This window comes from Gimesia sp. (assembly GCF_048260065.1).
Taxonomy (GTDB): domain Bacteria; phylum Planctomycetota; class Planctomycetia; order Planctomycetales; family Planctomycetaceae; genus Gimesia.
Genome location: NZ_JBLXHC010000005.1, coordinates 283,347 through 307,352, shown reverse-complemented (window position 1 = coordinate 307,352; position 24,006 = coordinate 283,347). Strand labels below are relative to the sequence as shown.

At 53.8% G+C, this 24,006-nt stretch carries 18 protein-coding genes; 10 read left to right on the top strand and 8 right to left on the bottom strand.

What is annotated here, in order from left to right:
* The first annotated feature begins 49 nt into the window (after nt 1-49).
* The 4 genes from ACN0YN_RS11980 to ACN0YN_RS11965 all read left to right on the top strand — a co-directional run bounded on the left by ACN0YN_RS11980 (nt 50) and on the right by ACN0YN_RS11965 (nt 5,440).
* Nucleotides 50-481, top strand: coding sequence for an acyl-CoA thioesterase (locus ACN0YN_RS11980; RefSeq protein WP_417385240.1), 432 nt, complete (start codon nt 50-52; stop codon nt 479-481).
* Nucleotides 482-501: 20 nt separating this feature from the next.
* Complete coding sequence (locus tag ACN0YN_RS11975; protein WP_417385238.1) at nt 502-1,194, top strand: ABC transporter ATP-binding protein; 693 nt, start codon at nt 502-504, stop codon at nt 1,192-1,194.
* Nucleotides 1,195-1,228: 34 nt separating this feature from the next.
* Complete coding sequence (locus ACN0YN_RS11970) at nt 1,229-4,735, top strand: FtsX-like permease family protein (RefSeq protein ID WP_417385237.1); 3,507 nt, start codon at nt 1,229-1,231, stop codon at nt 4,733-4,735.
* Between the two features lie 147 nt (nt 4,736-4,882).
* Entirely contained in the window at nt 4,883-5,440 is a 558-nt protein-coding gene (locus ACN0YN_RS11965) for a hypothetical protein (protein ID WP_417385236.1), read from the top strand.
* A 1,120-nt stretch (nt 5,441-6,560) separates the two neighbouring features.
* On the opposite strand, the gene rpsU is transcribed toward ACN0YN_RS11965, so the two are convergent.
* The 4 genes from rpsU to ACN0YN_RS11945 form a co-directional block, all read right to left on the bottom strand.
* Nucleotides 6,561-6,758, bottom strand: coding sequence for a 30S ribosomal protein S21 (gene rpsU, locus ACN0YN_RS11960; protein WP_081459387.1), 198 nt, complete (start codon nt 6,756-6,758; stop codon nt 6,561-6,563).
* 229 nt (nt 6,759-6,987) lie between these two features.
* Nucleotides 6,988-7,899, bottom strand: a complete 912-nt coding sequence (thyX, locus tag ACN0YN_RS11955) for an FAD-dependent thymidylate synthase (protein ID WP_417385235.1) — start codon at nt 7,897-7,899, stop codon at nt 6,988-6,990.
* Between the two features lie 183 nt (nt 7,900-8,082).
* A complete protein-coding gene (locus ACN0YN_RS11950; RefSeq protein WP_417385234.1) occupies nt 8,083-9,147 on the bottom strand; it encodes a Gfo/Idh/MocA family protein in 1,065 nt (354 codons plus the stop codon).
* Between the two features lie 1,012 nt (nt 9,148-10,159).
* Nucleotides 10,160-12,163 (bottom strand): sigma 54-interacting transcriptional regulator, encoded by a 2,004-nt coding sequence (locus ACN0YN_RS11945; protein WP_417385233.1) that lies wholly within the window; start codon nt 12,161-12,163, stop codon nt 10,160-10,162.
* 453 nt (nt 12,164-12,616) lie between these two features.
* On the opposite strand from ACN0YN_RS11945, the gene ACN0YN_RS11940 reads away from it, so the two are divergent.
* Together ACN0YN_RS11940 and ilvD are read left to right on the top strand one after the other, a co-directional pair.
* A complete protein-coding gene (locus ACN0YN_RS11940) occupies nt 12,617-12,907 on the top strand; it encodes a putative quinol monooxygenase (protein ID WP_417385232.1) in 291 nt (96 codons plus the stop codon).
* 105 nt (nt 12,908-13,012) lie between these two features.
* Nucleotides 13,013-14,704, top strand: a complete 1,692-nt coding sequence (gene ilvD, locus ACN0YN_RS11935) for a dihydroxy-acid dehydratase (RefSeq protein WP_417385231.1) — start codon at nt 13,013-13,015, stop codon at nt 14,702-14,704.
* Between the two features lie 73 nt (nt 14,705-14,777).
* On the opposite strand, the gene ACN0YN_RS11930 is transcribed toward ilvD, so the two are convergent.
* A complete protein-coding gene (locus ACN0YN_RS11930) occupies nt 14,778-15,344 on the bottom strand; it encodes a hypothetical protein (protein ID WP_417385230.1) in 567 nt (188 codons plus the stop codon).
* 219 nt (nt 15,345-15,563) lie between these two features.
* Nucleotides 15,564-16,334 carry a 2-C-methyl-D-erythritol 4-phosphate cytidylyltransferase gene (gene ispD, locus ACN0YN_RS11925; protein WP_417385229.1) on the bottom strand — a complete coding sequence of 257 codons (771 nt, stop codon included), beginning with the start codon at nt 16,332-16,334 and terminating at the stop codon, nt 15,564-15,566.
* Between the two features lie 477 nt (nt 16,335-16,811).
* On the opposite strand from ispD, the gene ACN0YN_RS11920 reads away from it, so the two are divergent.
* Nucleotides 16,812-18,311 carry a sigma-54 interaction domain-containing protein gene (locus ACN0YN_RS11920; protein ID WP_417385228.1) on the top strand — a complete coding sequence of 500 codons (1,500 nt, stop codon included), beginning with the start codon at nt 16,812-16,814 and terminating at the stop codon, nt 18,309-18,311.
* 52 nt (nt 18,312-18,363) lie between these two features.
* Here the strand turns inward: ACN0YN_RS11920 and ACN0YN_RS11915 are convergent, their stop codons facing one another.
* On the bottom strand, nt 18,364-18,936 hold the full coding sequence (locus ACN0YN_RS11915) for a VOC family protein (protein ID WP_417385227.1): 573 nt from the start codon (nt 18,934-18,936) through the stop codon (nt 18,364-18,366).
* A gap of 289 nt (nt 18,937-19,225) precedes the next feature.
* On the opposite strand from ACN0YN_RS11915, the gene ACN0YN_RS11910 reads away from it, so the two are divergent.
* Genes ACN0YN_RS11910 through ACN0YN_RS11900 form a run of 3 tightly spaced genes read left to right on the top strand, consistent with a single transcriptional unit; the run spans nt 19,226 to nt 22,106 of the window.
* Nucleotides 19,226-20,155 (top strand): TolB family protein, encoded by a 930-nt coding sequence (locus tag ACN0YN_RS11910; protein ID WP_417385226.1) that lies wholly within the window; start codon nt 19,226-19,228, stop codon nt 20,153-20,155.
* A 42-nt stretch (nt 20,156-20,197) separates the two neighbouring features.
* The gene (locus tag ACN0YN_RS11905; RefSeq protein ID WP_417385225.1) at nt 20,198-21,130 is read left to right on the top strand and encodes a TolB family protein; all 933 of its coding nucleotides are present in this window, start codon (nt 20,198-20,200) and stop codon (nt 21,128-21,130) included.
* 46 nt (nt 21,131-21,176) lie between these two features.
* Nucleotides 21,177-22,106, top strand: a complete 930-nt coding sequence (locus tag ACN0YN_RS11900) for a TolB family protein (RefSeq protein WP_417385224.1) — start codon at nt 21,177-21,179, stop codon at nt 22,104-22,106.
* Here ACN0YN_RS11900 and ACN0YN_RS11895 read toward each other — a convergent pair.
* Complete coding sequence (locus ACN0YN_RS11895; protein ID WP_417385223.1) at nt 22,087-23,928, bottom strand: hypothetical protein; 1,842 nt, start codon at nt 23,926-23,928, stop codon at nt 22,087-22,089. The two genes, ACN0YN_RS11900 and ACN0YN_RS11895, sit on opposite strands and share 20 nt — an antisense overlap.
* Nucleotides 23,929-24,006: the final 78 nt, after the last annotated feature.

Sequence of the window (24,006 nt, the reverse complement as noted above, 5' to 3'; positions counted from 1 at the left end):
ATTCAACTGTTCCTCAGCCTGTTGTTGAATCACTTCGATAGAGCCACGCATGTCCTGTACGTTTAAAACAACTCGCCGTGTCGAATTCCATGAGACGGACATGGCTGGCATCGTCCACTTTGCCAACTTCTACAAGTACATGGAACAGGCCGAACACGAATACTTCCGTTCGCTGGGCCTGACCATTGTAGACAAACAGGCGGACGGTTCCATTATCGGCTGGCCGCGGGTCTCCGCCCAATGCTCGTTTGAATCACCCGCCTTTTATGGTGACCTGCTCGAAATCCGCTTGAACATTGAACGGATCGGCGTCAAATCACTGACAATAGAATATGATCTCTGGCGCGACAAAACGAAAATCGCCAGAGGACGAATGAAAACGGTCTGCTGTCAGTTCAAACACGGCAGTCCCATGCAATCCATCGCGATCCCCGAGTGGATGCTGGAAAAATTCGAAGCATCGATGGATCAGTCTGAATAAACTGTGAAGCAGAGATCAACATGAATGACGCGCAACAGCAATTGATTGTCCGCGACTTATCCAAAGAATTCTCGCTCGCGGGAGAATCGCTGCCGATCCTCAACGGCGTGAATCTGAACCTCAACCGGGGAGATGCCTTGGCCATCACCGGACCTTCCGGTTCCGGGAAAAGTACCCTGCTCTACATTCTCGGCGTACTCGATCAGCCTACTTCGGGTGAGGTCATTCAGTTCGGCCAGAACCCATTCGGGTTGAATGCAAAAGAGCAGGCCGAGTTTCGCAACCAGAACATCGGCTTTATCTTTCAGGACCATCACCTGATGCCTCAATTCTCGGTTCTGGAAAATGTCCTGATCCCCACCATGGTCTATCAGGGCACAACCAGCGATGCCGAAGAGCGTGCCCGTCATCTGCTCGAACGAGTGGGGCTCTCCGATCGACTGAATCACCGCCCCACCCAGATTTCCGGCGGAGAACGCCAGCGGGTCGCCGTCTGCCGTGCGTTGATTAATAACCCGCGTCTGTTACTGGCCGATGAACCGACGGGAAATCTCGACCGCACCAATACCGAATCGATCGGCAAACTGCTGCTGGAAATCAACCAGGAACAGAATACCGTCCTGATCTGTGTCACTCACAGCCGCGAACTGGCGGTCCTGTTTCCTCAGCATCAGCGATTGCGCGACGGATCGCTCGTGACTGAAACAGCCTGAAATACTAACTGCAAACTTCGCAAGAGTTCGTTCCATGAATCAAGCGCGATTTGTTATCAAAAGTCTGACCTACCACTGGCGCACCAACCTCGCGGTTCTTCTGGGTGTGATCGCTGCCACCGCAGTCATTGGAGGCGCCCTCATCGTCGGCGATTCCGTGCGGGCCAGCTTGAGACAGATGACCCTCGATCGCCTGGGGAAAATCGATTTCGTCGTCTCCGGACATCGCTTCTTCCGTGAACAGCTGGCCGAAGATCTCGCCAAATCCACCGACCTTCCGCCGCAAATCAAAACCATCGCCCCGGCTCTGGTCCTGCGAGGCAGCCTCGAAAAAAACCGGGACGACCAGCGACTGCGAGTCGGCCAGGTTAACATTTTTGGAACCGACGAACGGCTCTGGTCGCTGCTCGAACATCCGGATCTCCCTCCGCCTCAGGACGATCAGGCGATCCTCAACTCCCGTGTTGCCGAACAGCTGCAGGCATCCGTCGGCGATGAGATCACGCTCTGGATCGAACTCCCCTCTGCCATTCCCCGCGACTCCCTGCTGGGAGAACGGGAAGAACAGTCGGTCGAAATCACGCTCACCGTCAGCTCGATTCTCGACGCCGATTCCAAAGCCGGGCGGCTCGCGCTGCTCCCCAATCAACAGTTGCCCCTCGATCTGTTTGTCTCCCTCAAAACGCTGCAGCAAGAACTCGATCTCGACGAAATCGTTGCTTCACGCCGTGATCCCAAATCACGACCGGCTCGTGTGAACTCCCTCTTCTTCAGCTCCGACAGCCCCGCTGCAGTCTCACCCGCTGCGCTCGACACCGCCAAACAGCTGGAGTCCGTTCTGAAGAGTTCCCTGAAACTGGAAGACCTCAATCTCAAAATCGCCCCCAATAAAGACTTCAAATATCTCTCGCTGGAAAGCGACCAGATGATTCTTGATCCGCAGATCGAACAGGCGGGCATCGAGGCAGCAGAGTCACTCGGCTTACGCACGTCTCCCGTGATGGTATACATCGCCAATGAAATCGATCCGGCGAAAAAGAGCAAGACCGATCTCAAAGAACAATACTCCATGTATTCAATTGTCGCGGGCCTCGAATTCTCGCAGCAGCCCCCCTTCGGTCCGTTCAAATTTATTGGTCCCAAACCCGAACTCCCTTTAAAAGAAAACGATATCGTCCTCAACGAATGGCTGGCGAAAGATCTGAATGTCAAAGTCGGCGATGAAGTACGAATGAAATATCATGTCGTCGGCTCACGGGGAGAACTGCCCGAAGTCGAGCAGACCTTCCAGGTAAGAGGCATCATCCAGCTCGATGGCACTCCCGCTGCCGACCGCAAACTGACCCCCGAAATGGAAGGCATCACCGACGCCGACACTTTCGGCGACTGGGAACAACCCTTCCCCATGCAGTTGACTCGCGTCACCGACCGCGACGAAGATTACTGGGACAAATACAAAGCCACTCCCAAAGCCTTCGTCTCACTCGGTACAGCACAGTCATTATGGAACAGCCGCTATGGCAGCCTGACCTCTCTACGATTCACCTCCCTCCCCGATCTATCACTGGATGAAACAGCTCCGCGCTTCGCCACGGAGTTCCTTAAAAATATCGACGTCTTTAAAATGGGTCTCACCGTGCAACCCATTAAATTGCTCGGCCTGGCCGCCGCCAGTGGTACCACCGATTTCAGCGGCCTGTTTATTGGCTTCAGCTTTTTCATCATCCTTTCGGCCGTCATTCTGATTCGCCTGCTGTTCAAGCTCGGCATCGACCGCCGTGTCTCGTCCATCGGCCTGCTCTCTGCCATCGGCTTCACCCCACAGCAGGTCAGACAGATCATCTTCAAAGAAGCCTTCGTCGTCATTTTCACAGGGGGAATTCTGGGAATCCTGGCCGCCATCGGCTATGCCTCGCTCATGTTGTATGGCTTGAAGACCTGGTGGATCGGCGCGATCGGCACCCGCTTTCTGTATCTCTCTCTGACGCCAACCAGCCTCGTCATTGGCTTCCTGATCTCCGTTCTGTTCTCGGGTTTTGTCATCTGGAAATCCATGTCCGAACTCAAAAAGATTTCGATCCGCAGCCTGCTTGCCGGCGTGAACTCCGTAGAAACAGAGAGCGTCAAAGAGACCCGCCGTGTCGGCTATACTTACAAAATCTCCCTCGGCCTGGCGATTGTTCTGGTCCTGGCAACCGTCTTCGGAGCCATTCCCCGTCAGGAAGCCTTCTCCGGTTTCTCCTGGCAGACGGTCTCCTTCTTTCTGGTCGGCACCCTCTCCCTGGTCGCCAGCCTCAGCTTTCTCTCCAGTCGACTCAGGCAGACTTCCACGACGCCCATCAAAGGAACCGGAACAGGAACCCTCATCAAACTTGGCATCCGCAACGCCGGTCGCTTTCGTCAGCGGAGTGTATTGACGACCGCGCTCATCGCCTCGGCGACATTCGTTCTCGTCTCCGTCGCCGCCGGGCATCGCAATCCTGCTGTGGAAAGTCCCGATAAAGATTCCGGGAACGGCGGATTCACCCTCATCGCCGAATCGTCGTCCCCCTTGATCTACGATCTGAATTCTGAAGAAGGTCGTGAGAAAATGCTGGTCAACGTTCCCGAAGATCAGGAAACACAGCAGCTCCTCAAACAGATGCATGCGATCCCCTTCCGCGTCAAACCGGGTGAGAACGCCAGCTGCCTGAATATCTATCAGACCAGCGTCCCCACCATCCTTGGCGTACCGCAGGAAATGATCGAGCGGGGCGGCTTCAAGTTCGCAGACACCCCAGCCGACAATCCCTGGGAACTGCTCAACGAACCGCAGGAGGATGGCTCCATCCCCGCGCTGGGCGATATGAATACGCTCATGTACAGCTTGCATAAAGGCATCGGCGCGAGCGTAGGCATTCCGTCTGACGAACGTCCCGAGCATCAGTTGAAAATCAAAGGCATGTTTGATGGCAGTATCTTTCAAGGCGTCCTCCTGATCTCCGAACAGCATTTCCAGAAGCTGTTTCCCGAACAGGCGGGCTTCGAATATTTCCTGATTGAAGTCCCCCCCGCACAATCGGCAAAGCTGGCCGGCGTGCTCGAAACCGGGCTGACCGAATACGGGTTCGACGCCGACCTCGTCGCCAACCGGCTCGCCGACTTCCTCGCCGTACAGAACACGTATCTCTCAACCTTCCAGACACTGGGAGGCCTGGGGCTGTTACTTGGAACCCTTGGGCTAGCCACCGTGATGCTCCGCAATGTTGTCGAACGTCGCAGCGAACTGGCTCTGCTCCGCGCCATCGGCATGACGGGCAGCGATGTCGCGATCATCGTCCTTTCTGAAAACGCGTTTCTCCTGCTCTGGGGACTGGTTTCCGGAACCGTCTCCGCCCTGCTGGCGATGCTGCCACACCTCTTATCCACCGGCGCAGATCTCCCCTGGGAAAGCGGCCTGGTCATCCTGCTGGCGGTTCTGGTGACAGGGATGCTGGCCGCGCTGCTGGCAGTTGCCGATGCCGTTCGGGCGCCGATCCTGGCAACATTACGTGCTTCATAAGAGTTTGTACAGAGTCGCATTTCAGTGATTCGCACAAAAAGGGGGGGCCTGTCGGGTGCTGGAATTTCACAAAGTTACTATCATAATTACTGTGTTGTCTCGCCAATAAAAATGATCTCTCCCTCCAGAATTCCAGGAGTTTGAACGATGTCAAAATGGACGATTGTCTTAATCTTTGTCGCCTGTGCCGCACTCTCATGGGGGACCTATGTACCTCTCGTTCATATCGCCGCTCAGAAACTGCATAGTAACCTCCGCGCGTTTCTATTTGTGGGTGTTGCCTACTTTCTGGTTGCCGTTCTGATTCCTGCGTTCTTCATTTTCGTGCTGGGAAAAGACCCGACAGTCAAAGGGGTCCCCAACTTTGATGCCGGCCCGATCGCCTGGGGCATCCTGGCCGGCACCGCGGGCGCCATCGGTGCATTGTGTGTCATCTTCGCGGTGACCACTGGCGGTAAAGGGGCCGCCATCTATGTAGCACCGCTCGTTTTCGCGGGTGCTCCCATCGTTAACACGATTGCCACCATCACCGTTTTCCACCCCACCAAAACGCTGCCTGATGTCCGCTTCTTTATGGGACTGGCTCTCGCCGCCGCCGGTGCAGCGATGGTGATGATCTACAAACCGGTCGATAAACCGCACGCCGTCCCCGCTGCTGTTGATCAGGTCGTCGAACCGGCAACCAACGACGCTGGCACGACCTAGACATAGCATTCCAGGTCTCATTGACCAGCTCAAACCGCCTTCAACCATGTTCCGGTTTTCGAATCGGAACATGGTTTTTTCTTTGAACCTGCACAACACCCACCTCTGAAAACCGCTCACTCCCACTGTCCAGATTGCACTTGACCCACTCGCGCCACCAGCGATAAGCGTTGTTTCGGGTCGCGCGCGTGCCCAGTTTACAGTGCACTGAAACACGCGACACTTGTTCGAAATATCCACCTGATTTGAGGCCCTTTTTTCCAGATGAGCAGTTCGCAAAACAACACCAGTTCCGCATGTATGCCTGCGGGTCGCCGCACATCGCAGCCTGTCAGCACAGCCCCCGCACTGATCACACCGGCATCGGTTCCACATCAACCGGTATCGCCACATCATTCTGAATATCCACTTGATCGCTTCATGCGCCTGCATAAGATAAACCCTCGAACACGAAACCAATCCTGCTGAAAGAATCGAATCAAACTGCATGGAATCTCGCAAAATAGAACGACCGGCTATTGTTGTCATTTCATGAAACAATCCGCGTATGCTTTCGAAGTAAATAAAACTCCCCGTGTACCAGCTGTCGGGCTGGCACGTTTCAAAGCGAATTATAAAAGAAGTGTCTCGAGTCCCCGCAGATGAAAACCAAGAACTGCTAAATACAGACTAGAAGTGACGGGTAGCCCCGAATGCAATTCGGGGTTGTCGTAGACAACAGGAAACTGTCAGTGAAAGCGTTCGAACGATTGGAGAATTTCCGCTACAGGATTCTGTAGGGTGCGGACCCATGTGTCCGCCCGCCTGGCGAGGTTCAATCAAGCTTTATTCTCAGAACGGAACTAATAAAAAACATTCGCAGTGCGACAAGTCAAAGCTCGTCGATCTTGCGGGCAAACACATGGGTTTGCCCCTACGTTAGATGATCACTTGCACTGACAATTTCCTGCTCGCTGCGCTCGGCCCGGATTACATCCAGGCCCACCCCTTTTTACTTTCGTGTCCTTTCGTGTTTTTCGTGGTAGAAAAAAAACCAGAGAGGTACGGATTCAGCACCGCGCACAAAAAAACGCAGCCTGAAACAGGCTGCGTTTGACATCTTCGATCGGTGTCTCAGTGACTACTGGTTACTCTGCAGACGAGACAGGCGGGCGCGACGCTCGGCACGGCGTCGGTTTCTACGGTTTTCATCGCTGGGCTTTTCGTAATACTCACGACGTCGCATCTCTTTTTTGATACCAGCGTGCTCAACAATCTTGCGAAACCGTTTTACTGCCTCCTGAATTGATTCGTTTTCTCGTAACCGAAGCTTAACCACTCAAATCACCTTTTCTTCTTCCTGATTTCAATAAAAGTTGTAACCATAACCAATTGAATATACATCGTCTCATCTGTGATGAGAATTCAGACGTTTTCAACTGTAGCGGGTCTGTGAAGAGACCTCGCGCCACAGTGTTGGAACGACAAAGATAACAAAACATGCAGGATCTGCAAAGCCAACGGCTGAAATACTCTTTGAATTTCACACCAAAGTGAACACAAACACACTACTCGACGGCTTTCAGAATCCCCAGACGCGCCAGTTTGGACTGGCATTCGTCCCGTTCACGGCTCCGTTTCAGGGATTTCCAAGTCTCATCTTGGGCTTCCAGAAACGCTTCCTGGGAAAACGGTGGCACCAGTGATTTCTCGGCGGCAGTCGCCATCAGCCGGGCCAGCACTTCTTTATCGAGTCGCGTCAGGAACATCGCCCCCTGGCGATAGTCTTCAAACGCTTCCCACACCACCGGAAACAGAGGCTTCACAATCGCTTCGCCAATCGCCCGTGAATACTCCTGAATCTCCCACTGTGCATGGGAGTCCATTCGTAAGCTCAAGAAATGAATCAGGTTATGTAAATCGATTTTCCAGTAAGCTTCGGTGTATGTCGCTAAAGGCAGATCTTTACGTGCCTGCTCGCGGGCCACGCCTGCTTCCAGACGGGCTTCGTAAACATCGCGGGCATGCTTCTGAAAAGCGGTCTCTTCCTCGGTCAGTTTTGTCCCTAAATCTTCCGAAAGCGGGGCATCGCTCCCCTGTCGATTCGAAGTCGCCTGGGTTCGCCATTCGCCCGGTAAAGTCGTCTGAGCGGAATCGATGGCGACGGAATAGCGGGTGCTGTATTCATTCACATTGGCGGTCCGGTGCCGAATCCACTGCCGCCAGCAGTCCATCGGAACCCGAACCAGAAACTTGAGTTCGGCCATTTCGAAGGGGGTACTGTGACGATGTCGCATCAGGTAGCGAATCAGCGTACGGTCATCGGAAACCCGTTTGGTTCCTTCCCCATAACTGACACGGGCTGCCTGAACAATCGAACTGTCATCGCCCATGACATCTACGAGACACACAAAACCATCATTGAGAACCGGGATCTTTTTCCAGCGCAGTTCTTCAACGAGTTCAGACCGCTCCGTCATTGGGAACACTCCCCGAATGCGTTAAAAATGAAGTTGATGGGAATACCAGACACGGCGGCAGAAACGAGCTTTCCGCCACAGCACATTTATAGTCAACCGTGCCCGCAAACGACACCGTACCGGCGGTCGAGTCTGTCAAAATCAATAAAATCGCCTGCGATTCCCGTGATTTACCGCTGCCGTTCAAATCAGATTCAGGCGGGAAGTAATGTCCACCGTGCGGTTTTCGCGCGAAGATTTCAGCGCGGCCAGCAGGATCTCCGTCACATGCCGGGCCGTCGCGGCATTCGACAACGGAGGCTGAATTCCCTTGCGGATACAATCCGCCCAGTGCTGATGCGAATTCTGCACCGGGTAAGTCGACAGATCGATGATTTCCTCAATCAGTGGCGCATCTTCATCGACCTGGGAACTGGGACAGTAGTACCGCAGCGACTGGGCCTGTCGACTGCTGACCAGTTTACCCGCCGTCCCATGCACGGAAAATTCATAGGTCCGGGCCGCATCACACCAGCCGGTCTGCGCCGTTCCCAGGGCACCACTTTCGAATTCCAGAATCATCGACGCCGTATCTTCCAGCTTTGTCGGCTTGGCCACCGTCGTCAGTTTCGCCGTGATCGACTTCACTGCACCCGCGACCCCCACCAGATTGGCAATCGCATACACGCCCATGTCAAACAGCGCGCCGACGTCCGCCTTGTCTGCATCGAAGAACCACAAATCGTCCGCCGGCTTCTCTTCGAGGATCTGCTGAATGCCCGCGTAATACACTTCTGGTCCCCCATGGCTGGCCCGCGCCTGGGCCGACGAAATCGTCCCCAGTTTTCCTTCCTGAATATAATCGCGACTCGCCAGTACATGCGGGTTCGACATGTAAGGCAGCGCCAGCACTGTCTGATTGTGGTTGTCGGTCGCTTCCACAAACGCGTCTGCTTCATCCATCGACGTGCTTAACGGCTTCTGCATGTAAACGTGTTTGCCCGCTTCGATCGCCTTGATCCCCCACTCCACATGCAGAGGATGCGGCAGCGCAATCGCAATCGCGTTGACTTCCTCATCGGCGATCACTGCCTGATATTCGTGAGTCCAGCGGGGTACTTTAAACTTGCGAGACAGTACATCCAGCCGCGACTGTTTTCGCCCGGCCAACATCACCACTTCACAGTTCTCGACCGTCTGCAGTTCCGGCAGATGCATCTTCGCAGCAATCCCGCCCGCACCGATAATCCCGACTTTCAAATGTTCCATCAATGTCTCCACAATTTTTACTCACAGTTTCATACTGACGTAAGTTAGCTTTGTGGATTCAGTTTCTCCATTTTCAGGCAGGCTGTAAAGTCACCCTTGCTGCGCCAGATGACTGGAAACAATCAGAATCGACTGTCAGTAAGGGAGATTCCCTCAGAATTTTTCTACCACGAAAAGTACGAAATGACACGAAAGATTTTTTAGTCAGCTCTCAGCAATGGGTGGCCCCGAATGCAATTCGGGGTTGTCGCAGACAACAGGAAACTGTCAGTGAAAGACTTCAAGCTGGGGACGAGTTTCCCATTTTGATTTTGTAGGGTGCGGACCCGTGTGTCCGCCCGCCTGGAGAAAATCAACGGGTTTCAGACTCGGAACGGGACCATTAAAAACATTCGTAGCACAACAATGCAAAGCTCGTCGATAATGCGGGCGAACACATGGGTTCGCCCCTACCTGAAATAATCGCTGACTCTGACAATTTCCTGCTCGCTGCGCTCGTACCGAATTGCATTCGGTACCACCCTTTGTTTTTACTTTCGTGCGGTTTCGTGTTTTTCGTGGTAGCAAAAATCAGAAAGCGCGAAATCTGTTTCACACGCTGGAAACAGGATTTTTTCCTTTAATCCTCACCATCGGGTGGCCCCGAATGCAATTCGGGGTTGTCGCAGACAACAGGAAACTGTCAGCGAAAGACTTCAAACTAGGGACGAGTTTCCCATTTTGATTTTGTAGGGTGCGGACCCATGTGTCCGCCCGCCTGGAGAAAATCTACTGATTTCAGACTCGGAACGGGACCATTAAAAACATTCGCAGCACGACAATGCAAAGCTCGTCGATATTGCGGGCAAACACATGGGTTTGCCCCTGCGTGAGATGATCGCTCACATCGTCAATTTCCTGCTCGCTGCGCTCGTACCGAATTGCATTCGGTACCACCCATTACTTTTATCTTTCGTGTGGTTTCGTGTTTTTCGTGGTAGCAAAAATCGAAAAGCACTGCATCCTTTCCCGCTCAGTCTTCGTCGTCGGCGCCTTCGTTGGCTTCGTGCATGTCCAGCTGACCCATTTTGCGGTACAGGTTCGAACGATGCAGGCCGAGACACTTGGCAGTTTCGCTCATGTTGCCTCCCACCCGCTTGATCGTGCGGCGGATGTATTCCTGCTGGAACCGACGTGAGGCTTCTTTCAGACTCAGGTCGGCGGACATGTCGACCACCGAATCGCGGGCCGGGCTCAGAATGAAAGCCAGGTCTTCTACTTCCACCCGCTCGCCGGCACACAGGAATGCGACCCGCTCCATCAGGTTCCGCAGTTCGCGAACATTGCCGGGCCAGATGTGAGCCTGCAACCGTTTTTTGGCTTCCGCGGAAATTTTCAGGACTCGTCGATTCGCCTGGGAACAGAACTGCGTCAGGAAAAATTCGGCCAGCAGAATCACATCTTCCGGCCGCTCGCGCAACGGGGGCAGGTCCAAAGTGACCACGCTCAACCGGTAATACAGATCTTCGCGGAACTTCTTATCGCGAACCGCGTCCGCCAGCTTGGCATTCGTCGCCGCAACCACACGTACGTTGATGGGAATCGTTTCCGAACCGCCCACACGGGTGACCACTTTCTGTTCCAGCACGCGCAACAGCTTCGCCTGGCCTCCCGGGCTCATGTCGCCGATTTCGTCCAAGAACAGGGTACCCCCTTCTGCCAGTTCAAACTTGCCGGCCCGCGTTTCATGCGCGTCGGTGAAGGCTCCCTTCTCATGGCCGAACAATTCACTTTCCAGCAGCGTTTCGGTCAGAGCCGCACAGTTGACGGCGATGAACGGCGTATTGGCCCGCGGCCCCTGGTAATGCAGTGACTGGCTGACGACCTCTTTCCCGGTGCCGCTTTCCCCCAGAATCAAGACGGGCAGATCGGTGCTCGCCAGTCGTTCAATCGTGGAACGCAGCGCGGTGATCGCCGAACTCTTGCCGATGATCTGTACTTTCTGTTTGGCCTGTTCGGTCAGTTGATCCCGGCTGCGGGACAGCTGTTCGATCTCGCGGGTATTCTCGAGCGCCGTTGCGGCCTGCACACCCAATTCTTCCAGGCTCTGGGCGTCGGCGTCATCGTAATCGGCTTTGCCCTTCTCCTTATTCATGACTTCGAACGCACCAATCAGTTCGCCCGCGTTATTTCGTAACGGCACACATAACAGGTTATGCGTGCGAAAGCCGCTCGACTTATCCACGCTGGGATCAAACCGCTCGTCATTGTAGGCGTCATCGACGCAAATGGTTTTGCCGCTGTGGATCACATCGCCGACAATCCCCACATCGTCGGGCAGTCGCAGCGTGTTGCCTTCCACTCCCAGCGCGGGACAGGCGACGACCTGCTTGTGTTCCCGATCCCAGATGAAAATACTGGAACGCTCACTCTCCAGCAGGCGTGTCGCTTCTTTGGCAATCAGTTCCAGCAGAGGCTGTGTTTCCCGGGCAGAAGAAAAACTGGAGGCGATGTGCAAGGTTGTCTGCAGGCGTTTGATGCGACGCAGATTCTTTTCCCGCTGCTCCACCACGGACAAGGCATAACCCAGCGTGCGGGCGGCGATGATGGTTTCACTCAATGAGCCGGCATTCAGATCTCGGCCGCCGACCAGCAGAATGGTACTCGGCCGGACATCTCCCAGAGGGGCCGCCATGAACGCCCAGTCGGCCCGGTTCTCGTCAACACACAGCCCGGCGGCATCGCGATCCAGGGCTTCATCGCACAGATGCGCGGGAAAGCCCCCCGCGGCGTTACGACCGAATTCAAACAGCGTTTCCCACTCGGGCGTTCGCTCAATCAGCGTGCACCACTGGCACGAAAGTTCGGTCGCCAGCTGGGGCAGAAACTGGCGAATATAATCGTCGCCCGAACCCTGCCGGGTCGCTTCTTCCAGCAACCGGTCGCACATTTGTACCAGGGACGCTTCCGCATCATATTTGGAAAATAAAGGCAGTCGCTTCCAGTCTAACCACTCTACGGACCCGATCTTACTCACCTGGTACTCCCTCAGTAGGAATCAAAAGAACCATATATCAGATTCAACAGGCAGATTTCTGTCATCCATTCGCCTCTGCCGCTTGTCGGAATGATAACAGATAAATCACAACCCGTCATCCAAGTGTGGACTCGATTTGCATTTTTTTCGGCCCCTTTTGACATAGGTCCCCTGCAGGCTACGAGACCGGCAGCCTCAGCGCAGGCCGCAACTTCTGCAAACTACACGTAAAACCCGCAGTTTCACCCCGGAAATATATCATTTGAACAGATTCCGCATGACGGATTTGAGGCCCGCCGGCAGAGATTTGCGGTTCCCTGTGGTTTAAGAATCCTGCGTTACTGTCACTTCGGACTTCAGAGTGTTACTGTATTGAGATAATCGGAGCTCAAAATCCTGCTTCGATTTTTGCATTGTCACAACTTACCCATTCATGAATTGAAGAGAACAATCATGTTTTGTCTCAATGTCATCCTGACGCTCAAAGATGCTGCTGATGCAGCAGAAATTCAAGGGCTGTTGACCGAAGCCTGTCGCCTGTCCCGGACCGAACCTGGCTGCCTGCGGTTTGACGTTTATCAGTCTGAAGGCGAACCTGCCACGTTTGTACTTGTCGAACACTGGGAAAGTGAAGACGCCTGGAAGACACACCGCGAAGCGGAAGCCTACACCCAGATTTATCAGCCCCAGATCCTGCCTCGTGTCGAACGAGTCCCCTATCGCATGAAAATGCTGCTGGAATAACCGGCTGATTTTCAGAAGAGAAAATGCCTGAACGATCCTCAGGCCAATTATTCATTCCCCCACTCAAACCATAGATATTGAAATTACCACAGAGGAAACACGTCGATGTCAGCCGATTCGCAACCCGTTTTGAACAAGTACAGCTCTCGTATCACACAACCCCGTTCGCAGGGTGCCTCACAGGCCATGCTTTATGCGACCGGCATGACCGAAGATGATATGAACAAGGCCCAGGTCGGGATTTCCAGCGTCTGGTACGAAGGGAACTCCTGCAACATGCACCTCAACAAACTGGCTGCCAAGGTCAAAGAAGGGGTTGAAGCAGCCGGCATGGTAGGCATGCGGTTCAATACCATCGGCGTGAGCGACGGGATTTCCATGGGAACCGACGGCATGTCCTACTCGCTGCAGTCCCGCGACCTGATCGCCGACAGCATCGAAACCGTGACCTGTGCCCAGTGGTACGATGCGAATATTTCACTGCCCGGCTGCGATAAGAACATGCCCGGCTGCCTGATCGCCATGGGACGCTTCAACCGTCCTTCACTGATGGTCTACGGGGGAACGATTGCTCCCGGCTGTCTGAATAATCAGAAGCTGGACATCGTCTCCGCCTTCCAGTCTTACGGCGAATATCTGGCAGGTACGATTTCCGATGAAACCCGCAAAGAAATCGTGCAGAAAAGCTGTCCCGGCGCCGGTGCCTGCGGCGGCATGTATACCGCCAACACCATGTCGTCTGCCATCGAAGCGTTGGGGATGTCACTCCCTTACAGCTCCTCCATTCCCGCAGAACACCCCGATAAACTTGATGAATGTATCCGCGCTGGTGCCGCCATCAAGAAGCTGCTCGAACTCGATCTGAAACCCCGCGACATCATGACCCGCGAAGCCTTCGAGAATGCGATGGTCCTCATCGTCGCATTGGGTGGTTCCACAAATGCCGTGCTGCATATGCTGGCCATCGCCCGTTCCGTTGGTCTGGAACTGACCATCGACGACTTCCAGTCCGTCAGCGATCGCATCCCGCTGCTGGCCGATTTCAAACCCAGTGGTAAATACGTGATGGCCGACCTGCAGGAAATTGGCGGCACACCAGCCGTCATGAAATACCTGCTGGAAAAAGGTCTGATCAACGGCGACTGCATGACCGTTACTGGAAAAACCGTGGCTGAAAACCTGGCCGAACTGCCGGGCCTCAAAGAAGGTCAGGACATTATTCACGCTGTTGAAAATCCGATCAAACCAACCGGCCACCTGCAGATTCTCAAAGGGAACCTGGCCCCGACCGGCGCTGTCGCCAAGATCACCGGTAAGGAAGGACTGGTCTTTGAAGGAACTGCCAACGTATTCGATTCCGAAGAGGACATGCTCAAATCGTTGGAAGACAAGAAGATTCAGAAGGGGGACGTCATCATCATCCGCTACGAAGGCCCCAAGGGGGGACCGGGGATGCCCGAAATGCTCACTCCGACTTCCGCCATCATGGGAGCCGGCCTGGGGAAAGATGTCGCGCTGCTGACTGACGGACGATTCTCCGGCGGTTCTCACGGCTTTATCGTCGGCCACATCACTCCCGAAGCCCAGGAAGGGGGACCGATCGCGCTGGTCAAGAACGGCGATAAGGTCACCATCGACGCGGAGAATAACCTTCTGAATATGGATGTCAGTGATGCAGAAATCGAAGAACGCCGCAAAGCCTGGACAGCTCCTCCGTTCAAATACACGCGGGGCACACTTTACAAATACATCAAGAACGTCAAGTCTGCTTCCGAAGGTTGCGTGACCGACGAGTAAGCTTAAACGCAAAACGAAAACAGCCCGGAATCAGCAACTGGTTCCGGGCTGTTTTTTTATTTAAGGCGTTCCATTATTTGTCATCAGGAGCCGCTGGTTCTTTTTCCGTCGACTCTATTTTTGCCGGTTCTGCAGCAGCCGATGCTTCTGCTGCCGCCTTCTGTGCGGCGGCTTCCTGCTTTTTCCTCTGCACCAGTTCCTGCATGTTCTTTTTCGAGATCCGAACTTTACCGTTCACGGCATCCCCTTCCGACTCCGCGTCATACGTCACCACCAGATCTTCATCATTTACCAGCAGCCGCAGGTGATAGGTTTTGAAGATCCCGTTCCACTTATAATGATAGAGCCGCATGATCGCTCCCGAGTCGTCAATCTCCACAGACGGGTTCCCCTGAATCGACTTTTCAAACTCGGAGAAGGGAAATTCACCGCCATTGCCCGCGCTGTCCGCCTTGTCCATGGCGATTCCCAGACTTTCAAACGTATTGGCCTGTGAGGATTTGGCGCGCCATTCCAGTAGTACCACTCCCAGCAGGATCGCGATAAACACCCAGGAAATCACGCGGCGTTGCGTGGAAATCTGCTTTTTGGACTGCGAGGCGGGTTCAGAAGTTTCTGCGGATTCCGGGTTAGAACTCATGGTGGCTTCCTTTATGACAAAGATAGATGACCAGTCTGGCAACAACGCAGGTTAGAAGCGATCTTGCTCAAGCTGATTTGTCCGGATCTTCAGAGCACACCAGACCCATTCACTTGAACTTCCACCAGATTAACCTCCCTGCACCGGAAGCTCAAACAGGAGTGGCCGAATTCACGTGAGATTCACAGTTTTCAGATGCGCTCTATTCTGAGCGGCGTTTTAAAAGATTCCCCGGGGTTCTTCATCGGCAAACGGATGCAGCGCCTGGATGCCTTTCGGCTTGGGCAGTGCATTGACCAGCGCTTCTGCCATTTTGAAGTCGGCTGCCGTCGTGATCTTCTGATTCATGGGAGAACCTTCGACAATGGTCACAGGATATCCCATGTTTTCGATCAGCTGCGCTTCATCGGTCGCCTGAAAATCGCCGCGCTGGGCATATGCGTCTAACAGCAGCTGCCGTTTAAAGACCTGTGGCGTCTGGGCTGCCCAGAGATCCGTGCGATCGACGGTTTCTTCAATCTTCAGATCCTTACCGGCCCGTTTGAGGGTACTGGAAACCCGGACGGCAGGGATCACCGCGTCATGCTGTTCCGCAGCGGTAAAGAGTTCGCCGACCCATTTATCGGTAATCAGCGGACGGGCCGCATCATGGATGGCGACATAGTCAATGTCTGCTTTGACCCGCGCCAGTGCATTTTGTACCGAGTCCGCCCGTTCTGCACCCCCTGCGACGATCTCAATTTCCATAAAAGCCAGGTTGGGGCGGAACTTCTGTTTGAACCATTCGATATCCTCAGGCGATACCGTGATGATCAGCTGCTTCACATCTTCCCGGTTCGAAAAGATCTCTGCAGAACGCACCCAGACTGCCCGCCCTTTCAGATCCATGAACGGTTTTTTCTGAGGTCCCGATCCCAGAATCTCCGCTCCCTTCGATCGAAATCGTGAACTCTTGCCGGCTGCCGCTAAGATGACTGCAAAGGTCGCCACTGTAATTCCCTCTCGTTAACCTGTGATCCGTTCCGCTGACACGTCCTGCCCGTTCGCTGAAAACGCATCCATTTCACACACTCTGTTTCTGAAGTTTAACAAGCCGGAATTCCGCATCCAATAGCACGCACGCGCGAATTCCGTTCTGCCTGACGAAAGCACTCTCAGAAGCATCCGGCTGCGTTGAATTCATGTTGATCTAAATCAACACACCACATCATTGATGTTTTTTCACCACATCACCCAAACGTTTTTTTGCCCATCCGAAATTCTTATTTGAACGTAACCTGTTCACAAAACTTAACTTAAACCGCTGTCGTCAGAGAACCTTTACAGTCTGGCACTCTATTTGTTTAAAAACAGAAGCACTTCGATCAGCAGACGTGCCAGACAGGTTCACACCTCTTGTCACCGACGGCCTCTTATCGATCCACCTTGAGAAACCACTTTTGTCATTTTGAAATAGAGAAAGCCACTATGGAACTCCCGACACTGATTCTGGTAACACGCGACACAGTGATTCAGCAGCAGATCCTTGCTCATTTCAAAAAAACCTTTCAGCTTACGTTCTGCAGCAGCCTGGAAGACTGCCACGAACAATGTCGCGAAGGGGAGTTCGATTCCATCCTGGTCGATCTGCGGTTCCTTCTCTCCGGCGGACATCAGGAAGATCATCTGCTGGATAAGATTCAGTCTGCTGCTCCGGAGACAGAAATCATTCTGCTCACCGAAGAAGAGTGTCCTGAAATCCTGGAACGGCGGGTCGCCTGTACTTCCATAATGCACATTAAAGGGTTCGCCAGTGAAGCAGAACTGCTGCTGGAAATCGACTCCTGCCTGAACCCGGAAGAAAAAGTAGTCGTCACGCAGTCTATGGTGCTGAATGCCTCTCTGGGAGCGACAGCAGGCAGTTCCACTCCGGAAACGAAAACAACGACGAAACGTTCCTCTACTGCGAATACCAGCCGCGAGTCATCGACGGCTGCCAACGAGCACGGCATTACACGTCGTTTCGAAACCAATTCGCATGAAATGAAACTCATGCTAAATGAACTGGAAATCGCCGCTCAGCATGATGTCACCGTCCTGCTGATCGGGGAAACGGGAGCCGGTAAAACGTATCTCTCCCGATTGATCCATGACGTTTCGCCTCGCCGGAACGAACCATTCCTGAACGTGGCCTGTGGTGCGTTGCCTAACGATCTGATTGAAAGTGAACTCTTCGGTCACGTGCGTGGTGCTTTCACCAGTGCCCATGCCGATAAAGATGGTAAGTTCCTCGCTGCAGGTCGAGGCACGATTCTGCTGGACGAAATCGATGTGCTCGGTCCCGAACAGCAGGTCAAACTGTTACGCGTGATTGAAACCGGAGAATTCGAACCGATTGGCTCCAATAAAACTCACGTCAATCAGGCCCGCCTGGTCGTCGCCAGTAATATGGATCTGCAGCCTCTCGTCGAACAGGGTAAGTTCCGTCCCGACTTGTACTATCGCTTGAACATGCTGAAATTTGACGTGCTCCCGCTGCGGCGACGCAAGTCGGATATCATCGTGCTGGCGAATGATTTCGTTCATCAGATGTCGATCAAACATAAGATTCCCGTCGATCGCATTGACGAAGGGTTTATGGAAGCATTGCACACGTATCCGTGGCCCGGGAATGTCCGGGAACTGGAGAACGTCATCCGCCGTTCGGTCATCTACTGCCGCGAAGGAGTCTTACGCAAAGAGAACCTGCCGGCACATATCCTGATGGGCATGGTGGGCCCGACCAATGATCCGTCTGTCGTATTGAACCATCAGCAGAATGATTCAGAACGACTGGGAGATCAGGTAGCCGTCACGGAGAAAGAACTGATCGAACAGGCTCTGTTCAAAAACAATTACAGCCGTACGAACACGGCCAAAACGCTGGGCATCAGTCGTGTGACCCTGTACAACAAAATGAAGAAGTACGGCATGAACACAAAAAAATGATGACACTCGATCGGGAGTGTCATCATGGAATGTGTCGATTCTGACTGGCGTGTTACTTCTTGGGACCTACGAGTTCAATCAGGTTTCCATCGGGGTCACGCAGCAGAGTCAGATAGATGCCTTTCGGAAATCCTTCCGGCAATGCAATCGGGCCTTTGGCGATCGGTTCCACACCGTACGTCTTGGCCCGTGCTAATGCTGCGGTGGTGTCTTTCACATAGATCGTCAGATAGCTCACACCCAGAGAAGAGTGAATAAACGAGTTATCCACTTTCTTCGCTGGTGCATCCTTGAACTGCATCAGTTTCACATTGGTCGCGGTACTGTCATTTTCCAGCACCAGCGGGTACACCTTGAAAGACAGGTTATCTGACAGCCCCGAGTCTCCCCCCATTTGCGGAGTCACTTCGAAGGGCTCCCGTTCTTTGAGCCCGAGTACGTCTTTATAAAACGCCAATGACTTGTCGATATCGCTGACAACGATTCCAAAATCAACGGTTGACTTGGCAAACTCGGCATCGGGAACAGTTTTGCTGCTGGCGGCCAGTGCCGCTAATCCACTCACAACAAATACGATGAATGTCGTGCAGATCAGCTCGCGATTCACAAAACTGGGATTTCTCATTGACGTACTCCTGAAGGAAACGGGAAAAGGCACTTTTTTCATCCACAAAACAGGCCTTGTTCACATCAGGCTACTTTGATCAGATTCAGACCTCAAGCCGAGCTCATCCGATTCTCCAAAACTATTTAAAATCGCGAGTTAGTTCCTCAATTGATCTTGTGAAAATGAGATCCGTTAGTCTCTCAATTTTCCCCTCGCACTTTTTTCTTTGATCGTCGCCTGCAACATGTTATAACAGCTAAACAGGAGACCTCTGGCTTAATATACATCTACGATCAAAGGATTCGAAATGAAGTCAATTGTGTACGCCGCATTGATCTGCACCACAGTCACCGTGATTCAGAGCTTAAACCTCAGTCGGCTCGATGCGGACGAAAAACCCAAAGTCAACCGCACCCGGTTTTACATCGCCAGCCCGGAAGGGAAAGACCCGAAAGAATATTACGTCTCTGAAGACTACTACAATACCGGCTCCCCCACCTTCTCGCCCGATGGTTCGAAACTGGCACACGACTGCTGGAAATCTCAGGAAGGCGAAACGTTTTCTAACGTGAAAATCATGGTCGCCAACGCGGATGGTTCTGATCCGAAAATCATCGGTGCCGGCGCCATGCCCAGTTTTTCTCCCGGCGGAAACCGGATTGTCTTCTCGCAGCCCTCCCCTTCGGGTGTCGCCATCATGAATGCCGACGGCAGCAATCGCACGTTAATTGAATCGGGAGCCTGGGGCGCGCAATGGTCGCCCGATGGGAAAAAAATCGCGTACCGCGCTTATACGTCAGGCAAAGCCAATCTCCGGATTTACGATCTGATTGAAGACACCAAATTCGATGTCTTCCCCGCAGGTGAGAGTCCCTACTCCGTCATCTCCTGGAACATGACCTGGTCCCCCGACAGCCAGTGGGTCTGCTTCCTGGGACGCAACGCTGCCGACAAAATGTATGAAGTCGTCACCGTCAATGTTGCCGGCATGAAGGAAGGCTACAAAGTTCATTACCGCAGCAAAGTCTCACCTTACCAGGATATGGCCTGGCATCCACAGGGGGACATGATCGTCTTCGGTTCGGACACCAAACCGCGGCAACTGCTTAAGTTCAATCCCGCGGAAGACAAAGCCCCCGAACCCCTGGACATCAAAGTCGACGGAAATATCAACGGCGATGTCAGCTTTACTCCGGATGGCCAGCATCTGCTGTTCAACGCACGCGATAAGGAATAACTCCCCTTCAATCGAAAACTTTCCAGACAGCAGGGACAAGGGATGAACGCTTTACGCATCATCAGTTTCCTATTTTGCGGAGCCCTCTTATCAGTGGGACCGGGCACTGTGCCGGTGACTGCCGATGAGAAAGCGGCAGCATCCCCCCGTGTCCGCTTTTATCAGGTCCCTGCAGAGGGAGGAGACGCTGAATTATTCCTGGTTCCCGGGGATTACGACACGGTTGGCTCCCCCTCCTTTTCTGCTGACGGTCAAAAACTGCTGTTCGATGGCTGGAAATCACAGGCGGGGGAAACGTCAATCCAGGCACAGATCATCGTGGTCAACGCGGATGGCAGCGACCTGAAAGTTCTGGGGCCCGGCCGCATGCCCAGCTGGTCGCCCGGCGGAAATCGAATTGCCTTTTCTCAACATGCTCCTTATGGCGTTGCCGTCATGCACGCTGACGGCTCGCAACGAACGTTAATCGATGCCGGCGGCTGGGGCGCACAGTGGTCGCCGGACGGCAGAAAGATCGCTTACAGTTTTGCGATCAACGGCAGGGGGAATATCCGCATATTTGATCTGATTGAAGGGACGAAAACAGACCTCTTCCCCGCAGGCGAAAGCCCTTATACCAGCGTCTACTGGAACATGGCCTGGTCGCCCGACAGTCAATGGCTCTGTTTTAAAGGCTGCAGAGCTGCAGACAGAAGTTTCGATGTCGCCACCATCAACGTCGCAGGAAAACAGGCCGGCTATAAGGTGCATTACCATCATGAACAGGCTCCCTACGCGGATTTTGCCTGGCATCCCGTCGGTGAAACGATCGTGTTCTGCCCCCAGACCAAACCGCGGCAGCTGTTCCAGTTCAACCCCGCAGACGAGAAAGCACCAGAACCGGTTGACATCAACTTCACAGGCTACCTCAACGGCGATGTCTGCTTTACCCCGGACGGCGGGCAACTGGTGTTCAATCTGAACAAAGAACAATAACCACACAGGCAATCAAAACCTGACACTTTAGTGACAAGGACGCAACATGCTCAAATCAGTCGGCTTCATCATATTCAATACGATTCTGGTACTCTCCCTCAATCTCTCGCCCCTCACCGCTGATGAAAAAGCAGCAGGCGTCAAACGCGTTCGCTTTTATGCCGCACCAACCGAAGGGGGGCAGGCTCAACTCTTTCTCGTTCCCGGCGAATACTATACCGCCGGCTCCCCCACGCTCTCATCAGTCGGTCAGAAACTGGCCTTTGACGGCAGAAAATCACAGGACGGCGAGAAGTTTGCCGACGGGAAAATTATGGTCGTCAACGCCGATGGCACGAACCTCGAAGCTGTCGGCTCCGGCGTCATGCCCAGCTGGTCGCCCCAGGGGAATCGAATTGCCTTCTCCCATATCTCCCCCTCCGGTGTCGCCATCATGCACGCCGACGGCACTCACCTCGAAATGATCGAGGAAGGGGGCTGGGGCGCTCAATGGTCCCCCGACGGTAAAAAAATCGCCTACACCGTCCGCTCTGGAAACAGAGCCAACATTCGCGTGTACGATCTGGTCGAAGGGACCAAAACCAACCTTTTTTCGGAAGGAGAAAGTCCCTACTCCCAGATTTACTGGAACATGGCCTGGTCGCCCGACAGCAACTGGGTCTGCTTTAAAGGGAGCAACATGGATCAGAAAACTTACGAAATCGCGACACTGAATATCACCGGCAAACAGCAGGGCTATAAAGTACATTACTCCAATAAAACCGCCCCGTACGCCGACATCGCCTGGCATCCCTCGGGAGAAAAAATCGTCTTCGCAGGCGGTCCCCAGCCACGACAGCTCATGCAGTTCAATCCCGCGGAAGACAAGCCGCCCGCGCCGATTGACATTAAAGTCAACGGCACCATCATCGGCGACGTCTGTTTCACTCCCGACGGTCAGAGCCTGCTGTTCAATGTCAGCGGGACGGGGGAGTGAATGCTTTGGGTGTATAATGCCGCGGTTCAGAAGGCGTCACCAGCAGCAGAAACCGCTTGTGGCTTCCTGTCGCATCGGGAACCTGCCTCTGCAGTGAGTACGGTAACAGCCGCGCAGTCTGTCCGGTCATCTGATCGGTGATATCCACCAGCAGTGAATGCTCCGGAGGAATGGTTCCTGCTTTGATATTCGACAGTGGATCAACAGCCTGTTCGGGATTCACACTCAGCGAGACCTGCACATCTCCGTTGGCGTGAATGACAGGCCGCAACTGTAGATGGCACTTCGCGCCAGAGGCGGTTCTGGTCGGCTCGGTGAAATCAAACCCGGCACTTTGTCGATGTAAAAAAATGCTCCTGATCTCGGCAATCATCGGCTGCTGGATATTGATCAGACCAGGCGTATAGACCGTCTCCCGGATCAGATCTCTCTGCGCATTGTTGACAATCACCCCCTGTGTCAGATCTGTTTTTTCCAGCCGTTTTACCAGTTCTTTGGCAGTTTCTGCTTCACTGGCATTCCAGCGATCATACCATCGCTGCAGATCATCAACGGTGAAAAAACGAACTCCGACCGTCAGCAGCTGATTCTGCTCTTTCCGCAACTGTTCCAGAAAGTCACCGATCTGATCGTGGGTCGCCTGCCTGGCCCGAATGACCAGTGACTGCATCTGTGGATAGGCTCTGATCGTACACCCGGAGCTCTGCGGTTCGTCCCACAGTTCGGGAGACACGGTCTGTTCAATCAGTTGAATCAACGGATCAAAGCGGGGCCCCGGGTTCGTTTCCGCTTCTGCCGGTTTGACCGACAGATCGCGGCGAATGTTGACCCGTCGGGGCAGCGGCGTCACCAGATCCGAGACCGGATAAGTGCACGTCTTTAAAGTATCCGTTTCCTGCTTCAGGTCTGCATTCACAACGGCGTTCACGCTGGTACTGCTGCTGACCTGCTGCAGCTTCGCCTGGCTGACCTGACGCGGAGTCCCCTCCCCGACTTCCAGCAGCGCGAATACCTCCTCCGGGTTTTCGCTCTGCGGTTTCAGCACAGCCACTTCCAGCAGAAACTTCTCGCCTGCTTTCAGCAGTTGTGTCTCTTCCAACCGCCAGCTTTTGAATTCTGTCGTTGTGGCTTTCTGGTCGGAATCGGTCCCGTCAGTTTTTTCTGTTTTCGTAAACTTGTAACGGGGAGTGGTGATCCAGAATTTCAGGTAACCCGCGTCCGCCACATCATAACTGCGGGAATACCGCACGCGCAGTCTGCCCCCCTCGGAAGCAAGTTCAGGCGGAGCAGGAATCTGCAGGGACTCGCCGTTGCGAACCTCGACCGACGGCTCGGTAAGGACTCGACAGCCGGGGGATGACTGAATGATTTTTTCGAATTTCTGTGCCCGTTGCTGATCCAGAACATCACAGCTTTTCCCGACATAGCTCACCACCGCAGGTGAAAGGAGAGCCTTTCGAGTTGCCTCCGGTTCGTCCTGCGAAACCGACTGCGGTTTGAGTTCGACGGTTTTCATCGTTTTCGTCGGCAGATCAAGTTGCTCCAGCAGAGAGACAGGGACGGAAAAATATTTCACTGTCAGAATATCGCTGGCCTGCACTACTGTTTTTTCAGAACCAGCGGATTCAGCAGGCTTGATGACAACCGTTCCCGTCACGCCGGCATCACTGTTGACTCCCACGCCGCGTAAAAGTTGACCCGGTTCAGGCTCTTCCGCCGCCAGCCTCTGTGCAGCCCCTGTCAACATGCCCGCTGACAGCAGGAACAATAACATTGAGTGGCATAAGCGGTTACGTCGCTGACATCCCTGTACCTGTCTCATCCTTCACTCCTTTTAGCTGGAAGACATGCCTGCCGGAGCGGGAACCATACCAGAAACAGTGCCAATTGCTCAATCCGG

Excerpts from the sequence above, each read along its gene's own strand:
- ACN0YN_RS11980 (WP_417385240.1), top strand. The coding sequence starts at position 50 with ATGTCCTGTACGTTTAAAACAACTCGCCGTGTCGAATTCCATGAGACG.
- ACN0YN_RS11975 (WP_417385238.1), top strand. The coding sequence starts at position 502 with ATGAATGACGCGCAACAGCAATTGATTGTCCGCGACTTATCCAAAGAA.
- ACN0YN_RS11970 (WP_417385237.1), top strand. The coding sequence starts at position 1,229 with ATGAATCAAGCGCGATTTGTTATCAAAAGTCTGACCTACCACTGGCGC.
- ACN0YN_RS11965 (WP_417385236.1), top strand. The coding sequence starts at position 4,883 with ATGTCAAAATGGACGATTGTCTTAATCTTTGTCGCCTGTGCCGCACTC.
- thyX (WP_417385235.1), bottom strand. The coding sequence starts at position 7,899 with ATGACGGAGCGGTCTGAACTCGTTGAAGAACTGCGCTGGAAAAAGATC.
- ACN0YN_RS11950 (WP_417385234.1), bottom strand. The coding sequence starts at position 9,147 with ATGGAACATTTGAAAGTCGGGATTATCGGTGCGGGCGGGATTGCTGCG.
- ACN0YN_RS11940 (WP_417385232.1), top strand. The coding sequence starts at position 12,617 with ATGTTTTGTCTCAATGTCATCCTGACGCTCAAAGATGCTGCTGATGCA.
- ilvD (WP_417385231.1), top strand. The coding sequence starts at position 13,013 with ATGTCAGCCGATTCGCAACCCGTTTTGAACAAGTACAGCTCTCGTATC.
- ACN0YN_RS11930 (WP_417385230.1), bottom strand. The coding sequence starts at position 15,344 with ATGAGTTCTAACCCGGAATCCGCAGAAACTTCTGAACCCGCCTCGCAG.
- ACN0YN_RS11920 (WP_417385228.1), top strand. The coding sequence starts at position 16,812 with ATGGAACTCCCGACACTGATTCTGGTAACACGCGACACAGTGATTCAG.
- ACN0YN_RS11915 (WP_417385227.1), bottom strand. The coding sequence starts at position 18,936 with ATGAGAAATCCCAGTTTTGTGAATCGCGAGCTGATCTGCACGACATTC.
- ACN0YN_RS11910 (WP_417385226.1), top strand. The coding sequence starts at position 19,226 with ATGAAGTCAATTGTGTACGCCGCATTGATCTGCACCACAGTCACCGTG.
- ACN0YN_RS11905 (WP_417385225.1), top strand. The coding sequence starts at position 20,198 with ATGAACGCTTTACGCATCATCAGTTTCCTATTTTGCGGAGCCCTCTTA.
- ACN0YN_RS11900 (WP_417385224.1), top strand. The coding sequence starts at position 21,177 with ATGCTCAAATCAGTCGGCTTCATCATATTCAATACGATTCTGGTACTC.
- ACN0YN_RS11895 (WP_417385223.1), bottom strand. The coding sequence starts at position 23,928 with ATGAGACAGGTACAGGGATGTCAGCGACGTAACCGCTTATGCCACTCA.